Raw genomic sequence first — 19,159 nt, 5'->3', positions numbered from 1 at the left:
AAACAGGGCAAAATTCTTTACATGAAGGGAGTTAATTATGTTGAAGAAGAGAATTAGACCAATGGCTGTATTATTAATATTCATGTCCCTTTTATTAGTATTGGGGGCCTGCGGCAACGCTAATAATAATGACCCCGAAAGTCCAAATAATGCGGGGGAAATGGATCATGGTAACATGGAACACACTGGCTCTGGAGAAGTGCCTAAAGGTTTGAAAGACGCAAAGAATCCAACCTATGGAGTCGGAACACAAGCGATTATTGAATCAGATCACATGGCTGGTATGAAAGGTGCAACGGCAAAGATTGTGGGAGCATATGATACCACGGTGTACACTATTTCTTATACACCAACGAACGGTGGAGAAGTAGTGAAGAATCACAAATGGGTCATCCATGAAGAATTACAAAATGCAGGCGAGGCTCCATTAAAACCAGGAACTGAAGTGGTTGTAAATGCAGATCATATGGAGGGTATGAAAGGAGCAACGGCTGAAATTGATTCGGCAGAGAAAACAACAGTATATATGGTTGATTTCACTCCTACTACCGGTGGAGAAGAAGTTAAAAATCATCAATGGGTAACAGAAAGTGAGTTATCCCCTGTTAAATAATTTTAATCATAAAGGAGAGCTTAATCATAATTGATTAAGCTCTCCTTTATTGATGATTTTAGTTCGACGATTTATTTCTTTCTCGATATTCGAAAGTGATATAGAGGGTTCCTTAGTACAGGTCATTCAAACATATCTTTTATGCCTAATTTTAACTACTAGTTCTCCGCCGAAGGACACTTAAGATAATAAGTAAGAGCGCAATAATTCCAATAAATGCGGACAAAATGCATCTACCTCCTACAATAATCCATATTTCAAAGACTTCTCCTTTTAAAGATGAAGCATTTGAACGAATCAAGGATAATAATTCATATGATTACTTTTCATTTCAGTTAACACTACGGTATGTCAATGTAGCATATTCTGCTCTTTCTTGAATGTGCGGAAAATTAGCAAAATCAAGTTGGGGTGGAACATACGCCATGCCCACTATGGGTGAACTGCTGCTTTTTCTGCCGTGGCTGTTCACGGTGTCATTGCTAAAGAGGTATACATAATGGATGAAGAGAACGATCCTCGCCTATGTTTGAAGAATATGTCGGAGGACAAGAACATATATGGATATGAAGTCGCGGAAGTGGCTTTTTTGTGGGGCTCGTCACTTACCATCAAAGCAGCAAATCCGGGGCTAATTAACATTAGTCCCGGAAAGGGTTGAGGACTGCGGGTTGGTGAGTAGTGTCCTACCATTTATCATTAAGGCGTAAGATACAGTCAAAGAGACGCGTTCTAGGTATATCCTTCTGAATCCTTTCGTTAAGATTTACCTTTCATCATTTCTTCCATTCGTCTACATCTTTCTTCAATACTGTCTACGGTACGTTTAATTTCATTTGTCGTCATCATATGCTGCTTCATCATGTTCATCATTTCCTTCATAGGTTCAGACATCATCATATTTTCTGCTGCCATCATCTCCTGACGCATGGGTGGCACGGATCGAGACGGCGGATAATACCAGGTATTGGGATACACATAATACACTTTTCTGATCTCTCCTTGTTTTGATTTCTTCACCATTGTATGACCACGACAAGGCAAATGCCATTGATGAAAAAGCCCAATCTTGGAAAAACCATTCATGTAAAAAAATTCAGTGCCTCCCAGGAGTAAGGGCATTGATGGGGCTTTTGTGGAAATACTGAACTTTGTAAACCATGCAAGGAAATTTTTTTCGAGGTGAAAAATAACATGATGATAAATATGAATAACTCGTTCATGATGATGTGTATGTTGCTCATGTTTTTAGGTGTGCTTATACTGATTGTTGCAGTAGGCGTGTCGGTTTATTGGGTAGTTGCTTCACTGACAAGAAAGAACAGGACGAAGAACTACCCCATTATGATCCTAGCGGAGCGGTATGCAAAAGGTGAAATCACGGAAGAAGAATTTAAACAACGAAAAACGATCATCGAAGAGTAGACATCAACAGACCAGCTGATAAACCATCCAGCTGGTCTTTTCATTATTTCTAATTTCAAAAAGTTTTTCTTCATAAATTCAACACAAATTTTAGATATATTGATGAAGAGAAAAATCAAAAGGAGGTTCATGATGAAGGGTAAACTAAAATTATTCCTCGCTGTAGGTGCCATTAGTGTCATCGTGGCGGGTTGTGCAAATGCAAATAGTCAAAATGGGATGGAAGGTACGGATCAACCCAAGATGAACATGGGGGATTCTCAACAAAATACGAGTCAAAACAAAGAGCAGTCAGGGGACATGAAATTGACGCAAGCGACTCCTGTTGCAGATGGGAAGGAATTTACGATTACCGCACAAGCGAGCAACTTGAAAGTATCGGATGATGTGACCTTGCCTGTTTGGACGTTTAACAATTCGGTACCTGGCCCGCAGATTCGTGTGAAGGTTGGGGACACCGTAAAAGTTAAATTGAAGAATGAATTGGAGGAGCCTGTTTCAATACACTGGCATGGCTACCCGGTTCCAAATAATATGGACGGTATTCCAGGCGTAACGCAAGATGCAGTGGCTGCAGGTAAGGAATTCACATATGAATTTAAAGCAACGGTCCCAGGAACCTACTGGTATCATTCGCACCAAGATAGCGTAAATCAGGTGGATAAGGGCTTGTATGGTACGTTAATCGTGGAAGATCCCAGCGAGAGCTATGACCGTGATTATACGATTGTACTCGATGAATGGATGAGCTCAGGTGAGATGGATATGAGCAACAACGAAGACATGGAAGGTATGGATCATAGCCAAATGGATATGGGCGATACGAGCAACAATGAAGACATGCAGGGAATGGATCACAGCCAGATGGATATGGGCAATACGAGCAACAATGAAGACATGGAGGGTATGGATCACAGCCAAATGGACATGGGCGATACCAGCAACATGACAGAGATGGCTGGGCATGATATGAGCATGTATGATGTGTATACCATGAATGGGAAAACAGGTGATGCAATTGACAAGCTCACCGTGAAGAAAGGGGATAAAGTCCGTATTCGTTTGGTCAATGCGGGTTACATTACGCACACGATACATTTACATGGGCATGAGTTCAAAGTCATTGCATCTGATGGACAGCCTGTTAATAGTCCAGCCGTGATCACCGATCAAGGCATTGCAATCGCGCCTGGCGAACGCTATGATCTCGAATTTACTGCTAATAACCCAGGATCATGGCTATTAGAAGAACATGGAAAAGAGGACCGCGTGAAGAACATGCGTGCAGTCATTGAGTATGAAGGAGTAACCGACAGACCCGACGCTTCGAACGCAAACGAAGAGCTGCCGACCTTTGATCTAACCAAATACGGTCAGCAAGCAAGAACCAATTTTTCTTTGGATCAGAAATTTGATCAAGACGTGAAGCTAGATCTGAACACGGAAATGAAAGCCGGAGAAATGGTTTACACCATTAATGGAAAGCTATTTCCTGATACCGATCCAATTAAAGTAGATAAAGGGGATAAGGTGAAAGTAACCTTCGTGAATAATTCGAAGACCGATGATCATCCGATGCACTTGCACGGGCACTTCTTCCAAGTGTTAAGCAAGAACGGAAAACCGCTCGAAGGAACGCCAGTTATCAAAGACACGCTGAATGTAAAGCCTGGCGAAGAATATGTGGTCGCATTTGAAGCCGATAATCCTGGGGATTGGATGTTCCACTGCCATGATCTGCATCATGCGTCCGCAGGTATGGTTACGGACGTCATGTACAATGGATACAATAGCAATTACACACCTGACCCTACCGTAGGAAATAAGCCTGAATAATCAATAAGACTCCTGCATCGATCAACCGTTGCAGGAGTTTTGATTTGATTCATGGTCACATCAATCCTCCATCGTTTCAACACGATTTCCACACATTCTTCTTCTACAATAGAGTTACATCACCAGATATAGGAGGAGTTAGAGATGGACTGGACATGGTTATTGGTATTGGTTTGCCCGCTCATGATGATCTTGATGATGTTGGGTATGCGTGGTGGTCACGGTAACGGGCATGAAAAACAAGGACATGGGACGAGTGAAGAAACTCAAAGAATGCAGAAAGAACTGAACGAGTTAAAGGCCCAAAACGAAAAAATGCGAAATGATCTTCAGAATGTAACCAAGTTATACCATCTAAAGGAGGAATGAATGTTGAGTTGTTGTGGAGGGCATCATCAAGAAAACAGCCATCAGTCTCAATCTTCTTATCATGCTTCAAAGTCGCATCATTGGATCATGACATTATGCTGCGCGCTGCCAATTGTAGTCGTCGTTCTCATGGTCTTGATTCGTGCCTTTCGAGGAGAACCAACCAATAATATTCTAATAGGCATCTTGCTGATATGCCCATTATTCCATATGATTTTCATGCCTTTGATGAACAAGATCCATCACAGAAGAACATCCAAAGAATGAATCAATTGCCTTTGCTTCAGCAGAATGCTGGCGACGTTTCTTTCTTCATCTTGCATTTGACGCTATGAATCGTTTACATTTTGGGTAGGATTTACACATTGAAGAAGGTGGATACAATGTCAAAGATTCATGTACTTGTGGTAGATGATGAGTGGAACATGCGGAATCTACTTCGCCTATATCTTGTGAAAGAGGGATTTGTGGTGAAGGAAGCTTCCACTGGCTATGAGGCGCTGTCGATTCTCAAGCAGCACTCTTTTGACCTTCTAATCTTGGATGTGATGATGCCTGGAATGGATGGTTGGCAGGTGTGCAAAACCGTTCGAGAAACGGAGATAATTCCCATCCTCATGCTCACCGCGCGTACGGAGACAAAGGATAAAGTTCATGGGCTCGGTATTGGGGCGGATGATTATTTAACCAAGCCATTTGAACCTGAGGAATTGGTAGCCCGGGTATTTTCGCTGCTAAGACGATCTATGATCAATCAAGCCCAAAAACCTCAAGATACGACGTTGGTTTTTAATAACCTCAAAATCAACGCAGGTGCTCGAGAAGTTTACATTCATGAAAAAAGCATTGATTTTACGCCCAAAGAATTTGATTTACTTCACTTTCTTGCTGAGCATAGTCAACGTACATTTTCGCGTGATGACTTGGTTGAACGATTATGGGGGTATGAGTATACGGGAGACGCTCGAGTCGTCGATACCCACGTCAAAAATATTCGAGAGAAGATGAATCGTGCAGGACTTGGATACGAGGCAATTCACACGGTTTGGGGAGTAGGCTATAAGTTTATTGCGCAGGGAGAAGAAAGATGAGAAGTAATCGAATTGGGATGAAACTGGGGCTTATCATAGCTGCGATTTTTTTTATTGTTCTCCTCTTCCTTGGTGTCAGTCTATATCAAATGTTTTCAAGCTTTTACCATTCAGAAATGAAAACAGAGATCACGGAAATGACTTCTCATGTCTCGACCATGGCCGAGACCACAGAAGCATCTTCGGAAGAAATGATGCTGACCTTCGCCGATTTTTCGAATGTCAGCATGTTTTATATTAGTGCAGCAGGAGACATCACTTTTCATACAGGGGAACATAATCCCGCCGATCGTACTTTTATTCGCAAAGAGGATTTGAAGAAAATCTTCTCAGGAAAAGCGATCAACTTAGAGCATGAAGATCCATTAGGCCATCGCTATATGGTGATTGGTCAACCGATCCATAAAGATCATCAGATTACCTCAGCTATTTATGTGATGGCTTCTATGCAAAGCATGGATAAGTCGCTTACAGCCATACGTAATTTGTTGATGTTATCCGGGGTAGGTGCATTTTTGCTAGCAATAGGCATTACATGGATTATGGCATTGCTTTTCTCACGACCACTCATTATGATGCAAAAAGCGACGAAAAAAATCGCCGTCGGCGAGTTAGAAACCCGGTTGGACATCCATAGCAAAGATGAAATCGGCGATTTGGCGGCAGCAATTAATAATTTGGCCGCAGATCTTCAACGATACCGGGATACACGACAGGAGTTCTTTGCGAATATTTCGCATGAGCTTCGAACACCGATCACATATTTGGAGGGATATGCCAAGGTTGTAAAGAACCATATGTATGAGACGGAGGAAGAGAAAGACCGTTATTTAGATATTATTTATCAAGAAGGAGTTCGAATCCAGCATTTGGTGGATGATCTATTTGAGCTTGCCAAAATGGAAGAAGGAAAGATCAGTTTATCCATGGAATGGATTGATTTGAGGTATGTTATCCATCAGTCAGTCCAAAAGGTATCGTTAAAAGCAAAGGAAAAAGGGTTGGAGTTGGTTGTCCATCCCACCGAGTCTGTTCCATACATTCGAGGGGATGGCATGCGTTTAGAGCAAATTGCCCTCAATCTTTTGGAGAACGCTATACGATATACCGATGAAGGGCGTATTGATGTATATCTTCACCATTCATCCACCATGCTGACACTATCCATTCAGGACACGGGGATCGGAATTCCTGACGACGAGCTCCCCTACATCTTCGACCGTTTTTATCGTGTCGAGAAGTCCAGATCACGGCAAACGGGCGGGACAGGGCTCGGTTTGTCGATTGTCAAAAAATTAGTGAAGCTGCAAGGAGGTTCAATCCATGTTACCAGCAGGGTTGGGAAAGGCACCTGTGTTACTGTTCAATTCGTCCTTCCGATGATGCAGGAGGATCAATAAGATGAAGAAAACAGATTGGTTTATTGCTTTATTTTTCATGACACTCGGGTTGATGTGTTTAATGTTTTCGGCCTCATATTACCAAATGAGCTCGTTTATAAGTGAGGTTGGTATATTCAGATCGGCATGCATTGGATTGGCGGCCGTAGGTGCGGCCATCTATATTATCTATCGCTTGATTCGTTTCAAACAAGGAAAAGGCAAGTAAAGGGTGACTTCCATAGGGAGTCACTTTTTTTACACTGCGTGCCCAGCATCTTCTAGCCGGTGAAAGTTCGGTCACGGGAGGGGCCAAGCCCCCGTGAGCTAAGATACCTGCGTTTGGCGAAATCTGTGCGTAGAAGCGTATTGACGAAAGTACCTGTCGGAGACAGGGCGAGCAACATACCAGGCCGTAATATAAAGTGAATCCTGCGCGTCGTCAAAAAGACCTCGCAAGAGGGAATAGAGAAGCCGAAACTTGTTGCGTATGGATGAAGGCAACGGAAGCTGCTTGGAACTTTTGAACGGCAGCGAAGAATCCTCTGGTGTAAGGGGATCGGCAAGGTATGGTAGCCTTTTAAGGTTTTCTTTGACAATTTAAGAACTAGGCATTATTATAATAATCAAATAATCATTTGATTGAGGTGATTCAATGGAAGTTAGAGATACATGCGATATTTTTTGTTATGACGAGCATAAGGTCAATCGAGTGAAGGCAAAGCTAAGCACACATGATTTTCAAGACATGGCTCAAGTATTCAAGGTCTTAGCAGATCCAACGAGGTTGAAGGTGGCTTATGCACTTTGTGATGAGGATGAGCTTTGCGTATGTGATGTTGCAAATATTATTGGTTCTACTATGGCAACGGCTTCCCATCACTTACGGCTGCTGCGGAACATGGGGATTACGAAATATCGTAAAGAAGGAAAACTTGTTTTTTATTCAATGGAGGATGCCCAATTGAAACAAATCATCCGTATCGCGATTGAGCATCAGAAGGAGGCTATTGGAGTTGAGTAACATGGCTGAATCAACAGATAAAAAAAATGTATACCGTGTAGAAGGCTTTACATGTGCGAATTGTGCAGGGAAGTTTGAGAATAATGTGAAACAGCTTCCGGGAGTACAAGATGCCAAGGTGAATTTTGGTGCATCTAAAATTTCCGTGTATGGTGACACAACGATTGAAGAGCTTGAGAAAGCCGGTGCCTTTGAGAATCTTAAGGTAGCCCCGGAAAAAGCCCAAAGGGAAGTAAAAGCAGACTCTAACAAAGAAGAAAAGGAACCATTTTATAAAAAGCATAGCACGTTATTGAATGCGGCTTTACTGATCGTTTTCGGATATCTTTCCTTAATTGTAAACGGAGAGGAAAACCTGATTACGTCCTTGCTCTTTGCTGCCTCTATTGTGATTGGCGGATTTTCGCTCTTTAAAGTGGGTTTTAAAAACTTAATGCGTTTTGAGTTTGATATGAAAACACTTATGACGGTTGCTATTATTGGTGCCGCAGTAATCGGGGAATGGGCGGAAGGTGCAATTGTAGTCATTCTCTTTGCAATAAGTGAAGCTCTTGAACGATTCTCGATGGATCGCGCAAGACAATCCATTCGTTCTCTAATGGATATTGCACCAAAAGAAGCTCTGGTGAGACGCAATGGGCAGGAGATGATGATACATGTGGATGACATCGCACTAGGCGATATCATGATCGTTAAGCCTGGACAAAAGATAGCCATGGATGGTGTCGTTGTTAGTGGCTATTCAGCAGTAAACCAGGCAGCAATTACGGGTGAGTCAGTCCCCGTAGAGAAAAAAGTAGATGATGACGTATTTGCCGGTACATTAAATGAAGAAGGTTTGCTTGAAGTTAAAGTAACCAAACTGGTTGATGACACGACGATTGCAAAGATCATCCACTTAGTTGAGGAAGCACAGGGTGAACGTGCGCCATCGCAAGCCTTTGTTGATAAATTTGCGAAATACTATACCCCTATCATTATGATTGTGGCAGCATTGGTCGCTGTGATCCCACCATTGCTCTTTGGTGGAGATTGGACAACATGGATCTACCAAGGCTTATCCGTACTTGTGGTTGGTTGTCCTTGTGCCCTGGTTATTTCCACACCGATTTCTATTGTGTCTGCTATTGGAAATGCTGCGAAGAAGGGTGTTCTCATCAAAGGTGGCGTATATCTGGAGGAAATGGGTGCTTTAAAATCAATTGCTTTTGATAAAACCGGCACGCTCACCAAAGGTGTTCCAGTTGTGACGGATTATAATGTATTGAATAAAGCTGCCAATGAAAAAGAAATACTCTCCATTATTACTGCCTTGGAGTATCGTTCTCAACATCCTCTTGCCTCTGCAATCATGAGAAAGGCAGAGGAATCCAATATTTCTTATTCGGATATTATGGTTGAGGATTTCTCATCAATAACAGGCAAGGGGATTAAGGGTAGTGTTAACGGAACGACATATTATATTGGAAATCCAAAACTGTTTAAGGAATTGCCAACGGTCCAGTTCACACCTGACCAAGAGCAACTGGTTTCGTTCCTCCAAAATCAAGGGAAAACGGCTATGGTTGTTGGTACAGAAAAGGATATCCTTGCTGTGATTGCTGTAGCAGATGAAGTTCGCGATTCCAGTAAGGAAGTTATTCAAAAACTGCATCAACTTGGCATCAAGAAAACCATTATGCTCACAGGTGATAATAAAGGTACGGCCACAGCTATCGCTGGATCTGTCGGCGTGTCGGATGTACAGGCCGAATTATTACCTCAGGATAAACTAGATTTCATTAAACAGTTGAGATCTGAATACGGAAATGTAGCCATGGTTGGAGACGGTATTAATGACGCTCCTGCACTAGCTGCTTCAACAGTTGGGATAGCCATGGGCGGAGCTGGGACGGATACAGCGCTCGAAACTGCAGACGTGGCTTTGATGGGGGATGACCTAAGAAAACTGCCTTTCGCAATTAAACTAAGCCGAAATGCGCTATCGATAATCAAACAAAACATCACATTTGCACTTGCGATTAAACTGATTGCATTGCTGCTCGTTATTCCAGGTTGGCTAACGCTTTGGATTGCCATTCTTTCCGATATGGGTGCGACACTCCTGGTTGCCTTGAATGGCTTACGTCTAATGCGCGTGAAAGAATAAAAAGTACGGGCTGAGGTTATTCAAGCATTAGGCTCTGGCTATCCATATAGCCGATCATAAAATTAAACTAGAGTTAGAGGTAAACGCCTCTAACTCTTTATTTGAGAGGATGTGTAAATGTGCTTCACTACTATGTCGTTGCGATTGTCGCCTTTGCTGTGGACCAGTTCATCAAATGGTGTGTAGCTGCTTTTATGGATATCGGTCAAAAGATACCACTAATATCGGGTTTTATTCAGCTAACATCCATACGAAATCGGGGAGCCGCGTTTGGTATCCTGCAAAACCAGCGGCTCTTTTTCATTGTGGTGACGACAATTGTTCTTATTGGCATTATCTTTTACTTGTACAAAATTCATCGAAAACAAAAAGTGCTTGCTTATGCTCTAGCTCTGATTTTTGGAGGGGCACTCGGAAATTTTGTAGATCGGGCCCTTCACGGCGAAGTTGTGGATATGCTGGAATTTACTTTTATCAACTATCCCGTGTTTAATATGGCCGATGTCTTTATTGTCACAGGGGTTGTTTTGGTTATGATCAATACACTGCGGGTATCTAGAACGGAGAAGGCATCAGGCAGGAGTAGTTAGGAGTGGTTGAAGAAGGCCTTTTGGCAAGGTGATACAAATCGTGGATTTAGGTGTGGATCCGGATCTGATAGACGAAATCATCTATCGAACCTTTAATCTCCCCATCTTCACCCTTAGAACGCTATTTTTAGCGTTCATTTGCGGCATAAATTGCCTTTTGCGGATTTTGGGGATGGATTCCAAAGACATAGGAGCGTTATATATATGTTTACTCTATAGTGTGTATTTACATCTCCGGTAATCACGTGGTTGGTGGGGGAAGCCGTCCGCTTTGCTGGCTCTAATGGGATTCCTTATCGAAGTTAACTTGATGATATATGCGCTTCATTCCTATTTAAGCACTTAATTTAGTATTAACGCGAATAAACGTCATTGCTCCGGTATTCGGATCGTTGGCGTTTATTTGATTTTCGTACGTATTGGGCTACTTCATTCGCTTTTAAAGTTATAATGACGACAAAATTTGTAAACGGTTAGGCTTGATAAACTGCTGTATGGTATCTTCAAATGATTTTGACGCATATATCGCGGAACTTGGGATATCCAGGAATTAGGGAATAATAAGTTTATGTCAACGCATAAACACGTCCCACAAATCCTTCTTATCTTTTGCGTAAGTAGAAGATCTTCGTTCAATCATAGCTCCTTAGCATCAGCTTTAGATTCTTCAACCGCCTTTCCGAAAAATCTGTTACATAATTTTTGAATAAAGAAGGGAAAGGAGTAAATATTATGATCATTAATCATGAGAAATGGAGAGACATATGTGTCAAATACAAATCAAATGCCTAAAGAAGAAGGAATCGACCATAGTTTGAGCCTTATGAGAGAAGGATATATGTACATTTCGAACAGATGTCACAGTTTTAATTCTGAAATTTTTGAAACCCGATTACTTGGCATGAAAGCTATCTGCATGAAGGGAGAGGAAGCTGCGGAACTTTTTTATGACACTGAGAAATTTATAAGGAAGGATGCAGCACCAAACCGAGTGGCGCAAACATTGTTTGGAAAGAATGGTGTTCAGGCGCTAGATGGACATGCCCATAAACAACGAAAAGAAATGTTTATGTCTCTCATGTCTCCTGACGGACTTCAAATCCTAAATGACATTACAAAAGAACAGTGGGAGAAAGCAGTCGACAAATGGGAACAGATGGATAGGGTTATTCTTTATGATGAAGCAAAGGAAATTATGTGCAAGATAGCCTGCCAGTGGGCTGGTGTTCCTGTTCAAGAAGATGAAGTTAAGGAGTTAGCAAAAGATTTGGGGGCAATGTTCGAGTCAGCTGCTACTATTGGTCCAGTTCATTGGCTAGGGAGACATGCGCGGAATCAGGTGGAAAAGTGGGTCGGAGACCTCATTATTGAGGTTCGTGATGGGAAAGTGAATCCCCCTGTAAATTCAGCATTACACAGATTTGCTTGGCATCGCGATCTGGAAGGGAATCTTTTGGATACAGAGACTGCCGCTGTAGAAGTGATCAATATCTTAAGACCGATTGTGGCCATCGCCGTATTCATTAATTTCATTGGGGTGGCAGTACACCACTATCCAGAAGAAAGGGAGAAACTTATATCCGGCGATGCAAATTATGCTCGAATGTTTGTACAAGAAGTTCGCCGTTTCTATCCGTTTTTTCCGTTCGTTGTAGCTTTGGTAAAAAAAGATTTTACCTGGAACGGTTATAGATTTGAAGAAGGCACATTAACCTTATTGGATATTTATGGGACAAATCATGACCCCATGATTTGGGAAAAGCCTGATATGTTCTGCCCAAATCGGTTTGCCAAATGGGAAGGAAGCCCCTTCAGCTTCATTCCGCAGGGTGGTGGCGACTACTTAATGGGTCATCGCTGTGCTGGTGAGTGGGTCACAATTGAAGTCATGAAAGTATCCCTTGATTATCTAGCAAATCAAATTGATTATGATGTTCCCGACCAAGATCTAAGTTTCGGCATGGTCAACATGCCCAGTATTCCGCACAGTAAAGTAGAGATCAATAATGTTAAGAGGAGGATGTAGGTAATTTCACCTTAAAGCAGAAAAAGAGTACCAAGCAACCTTAGTCAGTATCTCCGGATTAAGGTTGCTTAATTTCTTTTGGAGCCACCGGTAATTGAGACGTGCTTTCTTTGTTCAGATTGCTAAAGATACCAGTCTAAAATGTATGTCCTAAATCTGTTCGGAAATAATTCAGTTTGTGAAAAAAACAATCAAATGAACATTTGACTAATAGAAAATAATGGTGTATTATAATTACATTCAAATGATTGTTTGATTATTCATTCTCAATGAATTGGGGTAGATCAATGAAGAGGAGAAACGACCAAACCAAATCAGATTACATTCCGGCTCTACGGTTTCACTGGCTCACGTCTTTTTACGATTCTGTATTACGTTGGACAATGAGAGAGTCTACATTTAAAAACCAATTAATCAAACAAGTTCAAAGTTATTCAGGACAACGAATCCTGGATCTCGGGTGTGGCACAGGTACATTAACGGTGCAATTAAAACAAAGCTATCCTGAATCAAAGGTCACCGGTCTTGATATTGATCCCGATGTTCTTCGAATTGCAGAGGCAAAGGCCGCGCAGAGGCATTTAGATATTAAGTTTGTTCAAGGGAATTCGTACGAATTACCATACCCTGATCACTCCTTTGATCGTGTGGTCACCAGTCTAATGTTTCATCATTTAACCACAACAAACAAGCTCCAAACCTTAAAGGAGATATTCAGAGTGCTTAAACCCGAAGGAGAGCTTCATATCGCCGATTGGGGGAAAGCGAAAAATGGCTTTATGCGAGTTGCATATTATTCCATTCAAATCCTCGATGGATTTTCAACCACCACGGATAATGTTAAGGGACTTTTACCTGAATTTGCGCTAAAGGCCGGATTTCATACGATAAAGGAAACAACTCAATATGCAACCTTATATGGTAGCCTTTCACTTTATAAAGCAAAGAAGTGCAGTTAAGCCCATATAGAAAGAAGGATCAATATGTCTATTACACAACTCTTAACAGCCATAGGTACCTTTATCGTAACCAACATTGATGATATTTTTATCCTCATGATCTTTTTTGCCCAAATCGATAAAGTTCGCCATATGCAAATTGTGATTGGTCAGTACCTTGGATTCGGACTTTTAGTAATACTAAGCTTACTTGGTGCCTTTGGTTTTACTTTTCTGCCACCAGAGTGGGCTGGATTTCTTGGCTTGATACCGATTTATCTTGGTATTCGAATGTTCTTCACCAAAGAGGAAGATGAGGCAGAAGAAGCACTCGAGAAATTAGGTGATGTAAAGTCTCAATTAAGCGGTAATCGTTTTTTTGGTCCATTGACTGTTAAGGTTGCAGCGATTACTTTTGCAAACGGTGGAGATAACCTAGGAATATATATCCCTTTTTTTACAACCCAAAGCAGTGACTCACTCATCTATATCTCGATTGTTTTCTTGGTTATGGTTGCTGTCTGGTGTTTCCTGGGGTATCGTCTAGCGAGTTTCCCTGCTATTGTGAAGATATTGCAGAAGTACGGTAATGTTATCATTCCAATCGTTTTTATCGTTCTGGGTATATCCATCATGCTTCATGGTGATGTTTTGGATGTTGTCAGAAGCTTAATTAAATAATAATACAAACATTTAAATAACAAGATGGAGGAGATTAGGATGGATCAAGCAAATCAGGACATTGAATTGTTGGTAATTGGCGGGGGATCAGGTGGTTATGTGGCTGCAATCAGAGCAGCTCAACTCGGGAAGAAAGTATTATTGGTTGAAAAGTCGGAACTAGGCGGCGTTTGTTTGAATTGCGGGTGTGTACCGTCCAAAGCGTTGATCTCGGCAGCACATCGACACGAACATATGCATAATCCAGGAATACCCGGATTAACAGCAAGGGATATAGAAATTGACTTCTCCCAGATTCAGCAATGGAAGCAGAAGGACGTGGTTGATCGCCTGAAGTCAGGTATCCAATCGCTGATGAAAAAAAATAAAATTACGGTTATCAAAGGAGAAGCAACATTTATTAGTGAGCGTGAAGTAAAAGTATCCAATAAGCAGGAAAGCTCCCATTATCATTTTGAAAACTGCATCGTCGCAGTAGGTTCTCGTCCGATTGAATTAAAATCATTTCCATTCGGAGGTCGTATCTTATCTTCGACGGAAGCTTTAAGCCTTACTGAAATTCCAAAGCGTATCATTATCATTGGTGGAGGGTATATCGGTATTGAACTTGGACAAATGTATGCAAAATTCGGATCAGAAATCACGGTGCTGGAAGGTTCCAGTACCATATTGCCTGGATTCGAAAAGGATATCACACGCATTATAAGTAAGAACTTAAGTTCGTTGGGTGCGACTGTGTATACGGATGCGATGGCACAGTCAGCTGAGCAAACAGAGAAAGAAGTTACCGTATCGTTTACAGTAAATAATGAAGAAAGACAAGCGACGGCTGATTATGTACTGGTTACAGTCGGTCGTAGACCCAATACGGACGGTGAACTTGGTCTCGATAAGATTGGTATCCAAATAGGAGAACGTGGACTTGTTGAAGTCAATGAGTCAGGTCAAACCAGTCTACCACATATATACGCGATTGGAGATATTATTCCAGGACCGGCATTAGCTCATAAAGCTTCATATGAAGGAAAAATCGTAGCAGAAGCCATAGCAGGACTTCCAAGTATATTTGACTATAAAGTGATTCCTTCCGTTGTATTTTCTGATCCGGAAATTGCATCAGTTGGCCTTTCTGAGTTCGAAGCTAAAGAGCAGGGTTTTGATGTATTGACAGGTAAATTCCCTTTAGCTGCTAACGCTCGAGCATTATCTTTGACCTCGGCTGAAGGGTTTGTAAAGTTAGTAGGGGATAAGAAGACCGGTCTTGTGTTAGGTGGACAAATTGTAGGGACCAATGCATCAGATCTAATCCCGGAGATTGCATTAGCCATTGAACTGGGTTCAACCTTAGAAGACATTGCGCTTACCATACATGCTCACCCAACACTTGGTGAATTGACTGCAGAAGCAGCTGAAGTTGCTCTTGGACATCCTATTCATATTTAGTTTGATGCGTATTGGCTTTTTGACAACCATCCGTAACTGAAATATGATAATACTCAAATGAGTATGAGATTGAGGTGTTACACATGTCAACTGAGGATACCTGCGATATATTTTGTTACGACGAAGATAAAGTGAGACGTATTAAAGCAAAGTTGAGTAATCATGATTTTCAAAATATGTCCCAAATTTTTAAGGTCATTGCCGATCCTACACGGTTAAAAGTCGCCTATTCCTTATGCGATGAGGATGAGTTGTGCGTTTGCGATGTGGCCAATATTATTGGTTCTACAATGGCGACAGCATCCCATCATTTACGACTGCTTAGAAATATGGGGATCGCGAAATACCGCAAAGAAGGAAAACTTGTGTTTTACTCACTAGAGGATATGCAGTTAAAGCAGCTGATAAAGCTGGCTGTAGACCATCAGTCAGAAACTATTCAGTTTTGAGCCTATATCATCCAAAGAGGACCTGTTCTGTTCAAATGAATCTGTAAATTTAGTAACTTCTCATATTAATTGACGAATAGAATCGGGTAGATTGAACTCACTTAGAGTGCAGATCTACCCGTTTCTTTGTTTATTCTCTTGTGACGTCCTAAAATCCAGTGGCAAATACACATATTCGTTCAGTAAGTTGACAAACAATTGTAATAACCAGTAATCTTTAGTTTGTAATATACTATGTTGTGTAGTCTTTTAACCGTTTGATATGGAAAAGGAGTTTTGCCATAGATGAACCAGAGTGTATTAACACATTTTAGTTTTTCAGAATTATGGGGTCCGCTCGTATTTTTTATAACCGTTTTATTATCTGTAATCTATTTGTTATATGTTGGTCCATTACGTAACCGTTTTTATGAAAGTGAACCAGTTAAAACCAGACAAAAAATATTGTCTATTTCAGGTTTGTTTACGTTTTATATAGCGGTTGGAAGTCCAATCAATGCGTTTAATCATCATGTGTTATTTAGCGCTCACATGCTGAAGCAAGCTTTATTATATTTTATTATGCCGCTGTTTTTTTATTTAGGTACGCCATCATGGTTGATACGCCCTTTATTAAATACCAAGTTTTCCTCGAAGTTTCTCTCATTTTTTAATCAGCCTATCTTAGCCATGTTTCTATTTAACTCTGCATTATCCTTATATCATTTCCCAGTTGTTTTTAGTAAGCTGATGGAGGTCCCATTCCTAGGAGGCTTATATCATGTTTTGTTAGTAATTGCGTCATTTCAGATGTGGTGGCCACTCATGTGCCCTGTACCAGAACTTGATAAACTATCGAATGTAAAAAAGTTAGGGTATATTGCAGCGAATGCAATCCTGTTATATCCAGCATGTGTAGCCATCATTTTTGCCGGTAACATTCTCTATGATCTATATGTGAATGCTCCCCAATTATTTTCATTTTTGAGTCCAATTGATGATCAGCAATTAGGCGGAATTATTATGAAAATGACGCAAGAGACTGCATTTGTAGTCACACTGGCAATCATTTCTGTAAGATGGTACCGAAAGGAGAAACATGATGACCCCATAGAAGTATATGACTCACCGAATCAACGTAATAACTATTAATTTCAATTATTGATGTCATCTCATTGTAGAAAGGAAGTTAACTATGGGCCCAGAGAACTTGACTTTATGGATAGCATTTGCAGCAGGATTTTTGTCTTTTATATCTCCTTGCTGTCTTCCGCTCTATCCATCCTATATATCTTACATTACCGGAATTTCTGTTAAGGAGTTAAAGGATGGTAAGGGGATCATGCAAAAGAAGGCTTTTGCACATACTATATGCTTTATGCTAGGATTCTCTGTCATTTTTTTCGCATTAGGTTTATCAGCCAGTTTAGTAGGAGATTTGTTCTCGAATAATCGCGAATTGATTCAAAAATTAGGTGGATTATTAGTGATTGTAATGGGATTAATCATGCTAGGAGTTATTCAATTACAGATTTTAATGAAAGATAGGAAGTTTCAATTTAAGCATAAACCGTCAGGATATCTTGGATCGATATTAGTTGGATTATCATTCTCTGCAGGATGGACACCGTGTATCGGCCCCATTCTTTCAGCCGTTTTAGCTATGGGAGTTACAGATCCTGAGAAGGCAGTCGGTTACATAAGTGCCTATACATTAGGGTTTGGGATTCCGTTTCTCATTATGGCTTTTTTTATAGGCAGATTAAAATGGATCTCAAAATATTCTTCACTAATGATGAAAATTGGCGGGGCGATGATGGTGCTTACCGGAATATTACTTTACACAGATCAAATGACCAAAATCACCATATGGTTAATCGGGTTATACGGCGGGTTTACAGGTTTTTGATGTAGTTCGAGATCTGGAATTAAGGCGGTGATAAACATATAAAACGGCAAGTAAGCAAACATCTAAAAAAAGCAACTAAACGAATAAATAGCTGAGGTGAAACATGAATAATAAGAAGAAATCATCAAAAAATCTAGTTATTTTCACCATCATTTTTGTGGGCCTGGTGGTAGCTTTGGTATTGTTAAACCAGAACAGCCAACCATCAAATCGTTCGGAAGGGGTATTTGACAACCCACCGGCCACGGAAAACCAGCCTACCCTAGGTGACAAAAATGCAAAAGTTTCAATCGTGGAGTTTGGTGATTATAAATGTCCCTCCTGCAAAGCGTGGGGAGAGAATATAATGCCACAACTCTCGAAGGACTTTATCGAAACAGGAAAAGCATCATTTTCCTATATTAATGTTCTTTTTCATGGTGAAGAATCAAAAACAGGCGCACTCGCTGCAGAGGCGATACGGTTGCAAGACCCTGAAGCATTTTGGACATTTCATCATGAAGTATTTAATGCACAACCTGAAACAGAGCAGCATGATAACGCATGGCTAACCCCAGACAAGGCGTTGGAGCTTGCTAAAGAATATACACCTAATATCGATCTAGCGAAGCTTAAAGAAGATATGGGAAGTAAACAAATCGAAGACCAAGTTGGTTTAGATGAGGAATTAGTCCGTGAATATAATGTACAACAAACACCCACGATTATGATCAATAATGTTATGGTATCGAACCCGTTTGATTATGAGGAGATATCTTCCTTAATCAATGCGCAACTTAAGGAATAGATGGGAGAGGATCGAGTAGTGGGAGTACGTGACAAAACAATATATTTAGCCTGGGTTGTCGCACTTACAGCAACGCTTGGAAGTCTCTATTTTAGCGAGATAAGGGGGTTTATTCCTTGCGAATTGTGCTGGTATCAGAGAATACTAATGTATCCACTCAGTATCATTCTTGGAATTGCTGCCTTTTACAGTGAGACAAGCATAAAAAAATATGTGCTTCCACTTTCGATTTTTGGAGCATGCGTTTCCTTATTTCATTATTTGGAGCAGAAGGTCCCTGGATTTGCAGAGATCAAGCCCTGCACGAACGGGGTGCCGTGTAATGTACAATACATTAATTGGTTTGGTTTTATAACGATTCCTTTTCTCGCACTAGTAGCCTTTATTTTAATTACAATCTTAATGGTACTCACTAGATCTGAGACTGGCGTGAGCCCAAAATCAGGCAACTAATTGCTAAAAAAACACCAA

The 19,159-nt window shown here is 40.9% G+C and carries 20 protein-coding genes; 19 read left to right on the top strand and 1 reads right to left on the bottom strand.

Annotation, left to right across the window (positions count from 1 at the left end):
- Positions 1-37: 37 nt before the first annotated feature.
- A complete protein-coding gene (locus M4D81_RS29195; protein WP_260069023.1) occupies positions 38-613 on the top strand; it encodes a YdhK family protein in 576 nt (191 codons plus the stop codon).
- A gap of 759 nt (positions 614-1,372) precedes the next feature.
- On the opposite strand, the gene M4D81_RS29190 is transcribed toward M4D81_RS29195, so the two are convergent.
- A complete protein-coding gene (locus tag M4D81_RS29190; protein WP_260069022.1) occupies positions 1,373-1,636 on the bottom strand; it encodes a hypothetical protein in 264 nt (87 codons plus the stop codon).
- A gap of 171 nt (positions 1,637-1,807) precedes the next feature.
- Here M4D81_RS29190 and M4D81_RS29185 point away from each other — a divergent pair, with 171 nt between their 5' ends.
- The 18 genes from M4D81_RS29185 to M4D81_RS29100 all read left to right on the top strand — a co-directional run bounded on the left by M4D81_RS29185 (position 1,808) and on the right by M4D81_RS29100 (position 19,141).
- A complete protein-coding gene (locus tag M4D81_RS29185) occupies positions 1,808-2,038 on the top strand; it encodes an SHOCT domain-containing protein (RefSeq protein WP_260069021.1) in 231 nt (76 codons plus the stop codon).
- Positions 2,039-2,170: 132 nt separating this feature from the next.
- Positions 2,171-3,874 carry a multicopper oxidase family protein gene (locus M4D81_RS29180; RefSeq protein ID WP_260069062.1) on the top strand — a complete coding sequence of 568 codons (1,704 nt, stop codon included), beginning with the start codon at positions 2,171-2,173 and terminating at the stop codon, positions 3,872-3,874.
- Between the two features lie 144 nt (positions 3,875-4,018).
- Entirely contained in the window at positions 4,019-4,243 is a 225-nt protein-coding gene (locus tag M4D81_RS29175; protein WP_260069020.1) for a DUF2933 domain-containing protein, read from the top strand.
- 383 nt (positions 4,244-4,626) lie between these two features.
- Entirely contained in the window at positions 4,627-5,334 is a 708-nt protein-coding gene (locus tag M4D81_RS29170) for a response regulator transcription factor (protein ID WP_260069019.1), read from the top strand.
- Positions 5,331-6,734 carry a sensor histidine kinase gene (locus tag M4D81_RS29165; RefSeq protein WP_260069018.1) on the top strand — a complete coding sequence of 468 codons (1,404 nt, stop codon included), beginning with the start codon at positions 5,331-5,333 and terminating at the stop codon, positions 6,732-6,734. The genes M4D81_RS29170 and M4D81_RS29165 overlap by 4 nt, the downstream gene beginning before the upstream one ends.
- Before the next feature lies 1 nt (position 6,735).
- Positions 6,736-6,942 (top strand): hypothetical protein, encoded by a 207-nt coding sequence (locus M4D81_RS29160; protein ID WP_260069017.1) that lies wholly within the window; start codon positions 6,736-6,738, stop codon positions 6,940-6,942.
- A gap of 426 nt (positions 6,943-7,368) precedes the next feature.
- Positions 7,369-7,737, top strand: coding sequence for an ArsR/SmtB family transcription factor (locus tag M4D81_RS29155; RefSeq protein ID WP_036638567.1), 369 nt, complete (start codon positions 7,369-7,371; stop codon positions 7,735-7,737).
- Between the two features lies 1 nt (position 7,738).
- On the top strand, positions 7,739-9,886 hold the full coding sequence (locus tag M4D81_RS29150; protein ID WP_260069016.1) for a heavy metal translocating P-type ATPase: 2,148 nt from the start codon (positions 7,739-7,741) through the stop codon (positions 9,884-9,886).
- Between the two features lie 119 nt (positions 9,887-10,005).
- A complete protein-coding gene (gene lspA, locus M4D81_RS29145; RefSeq protein WP_260069015.1) occupies positions 10,006-10,476 on the top strand; it encodes a signal peptidase II in 471 nt (156 codons plus the stop codon).
- 766 nt (positions 10,477-11,242) lie between these two features.
- Positions 11,243-12,502 carry a CYP152 family fatty-acid peroxygenase CypC gene (gene cypC / locus M4D81_RS29140; protein WP_260069014.1) on the top strand — a complete coding sequence of 420 codons (1,260 nt, stop codon included), beginning with the start codon at positions 11,243-11,245 and terminating at the stop codon, positions 12,500-12,502.
- A gap of 287 nt (positions 12,503-12,789) precedes the next feature.
- Positions 12,790-13,461, top strand: coding sequence for a class I SAM-dependent methyltransferase (locus M4D81_RS29135; RefSeq protein ID WP_260069013.1), 672 nt, complete (start codon positions 12,790-12,792; stop codon positions 13,459-13,461).
- A gap of 24 nt (positions 13,462-13,485) precedes the next feature.
- Positions 13,486-14,121 carry a CadD family cadmium resistance transporter gene (locus tag M4D81_RS29130; RefSeq protein ID WP_311200717.1) on the top strand — a complete coding sequence of 212 codons (636 nt, stop codon included), beginning with the start codon at positions 13,486-13,488 and terminating at the stop codon, positions 14,119-14,121.
- Between the two features lie 33 nt (positions 14,122-14,154).
- Positions 14,155-15,564, top strand: a complete 1,410-nt coding sequence (gene lpdA, locus M4D81_RS29125) for a dihydrolipoyl dehydrogenase (RefSeq protein ID WP_260069060.1) — start codon at positions 14,155-14,157, stop codon at positions 15,562-15,564.
- Positions 15,565-15,647: 83 nt separating this feature from the next.
- Positions 15,648-16,013 (top strand): ArsR/SmtB family transcription factor, encoded by a 366-nt coding sequence (locus M4D81_RS29120; protein WP_260069012.1) that lies wholly within the window; start codon positions 15,648-15,650, stop codon positions 16,011-16,013.
- 285 nt (positions 16,014-16,298) lie between these two features.
- Positions 16,299-17,144 carry a cytochrome c oxidase assembly protein gene (locus tag M4D81_RS29115; protein WP_260069011.1) on the top strand — a complete coding sequence of 282 codons (846 nt, stop codon included), beginning with the start codon at positions 16,299-16,301 and terminating at the stop codon, positions 17,142-17,144.
- Between the two features lie 43 nt (positions 17,145-17,187).
- A complete protein-coding gene (locus M4D81_RS29110) occupies positions 17,188-17,901 on the top strand; it encodes a cytochrome c biogenesis CcdA family protein (RefSeq protein ID WP_260069010.1) in 714 nt (237 codons plus the stop codon).
- A 103-nt stretch (positions 17,902-18,004) separates the two neighbouring features.
- Positions 18,005-18,688, top strand: a complete 684-nt coding sequence (locus M4D81_RS29105) for a DsbA family protein (protein ID WP_260069009.1) — start codon at positions 18,005-18,007, stop codon at positions 18,686-18,688.
- A complete protein-coding gene (locus M4D81_RS29100) occupies positions 18,689-19,141 on the top strand; it encodes a disulfide oxidoreductase (protein WP_260069008.1) in 453 nt (150 codons plus the stop codon).
- Positions 19,142-19,159: the final 18 nt, after the last annotated feature.

The organism is Paenibacillus sp. p3-SID867 (assembly GCF_025142895.1).
Classification (GTDB): Bacteria; Bacillota; Bacilli; order Paenibacillales; family Paenibacillaceae; genus Paenibacillus_AQ.
The sequence above is the reverse complement of the archived record's forward strand: the minus strand, read 5'-3'. Positions and strand labels throughout refer to the sequence as shown.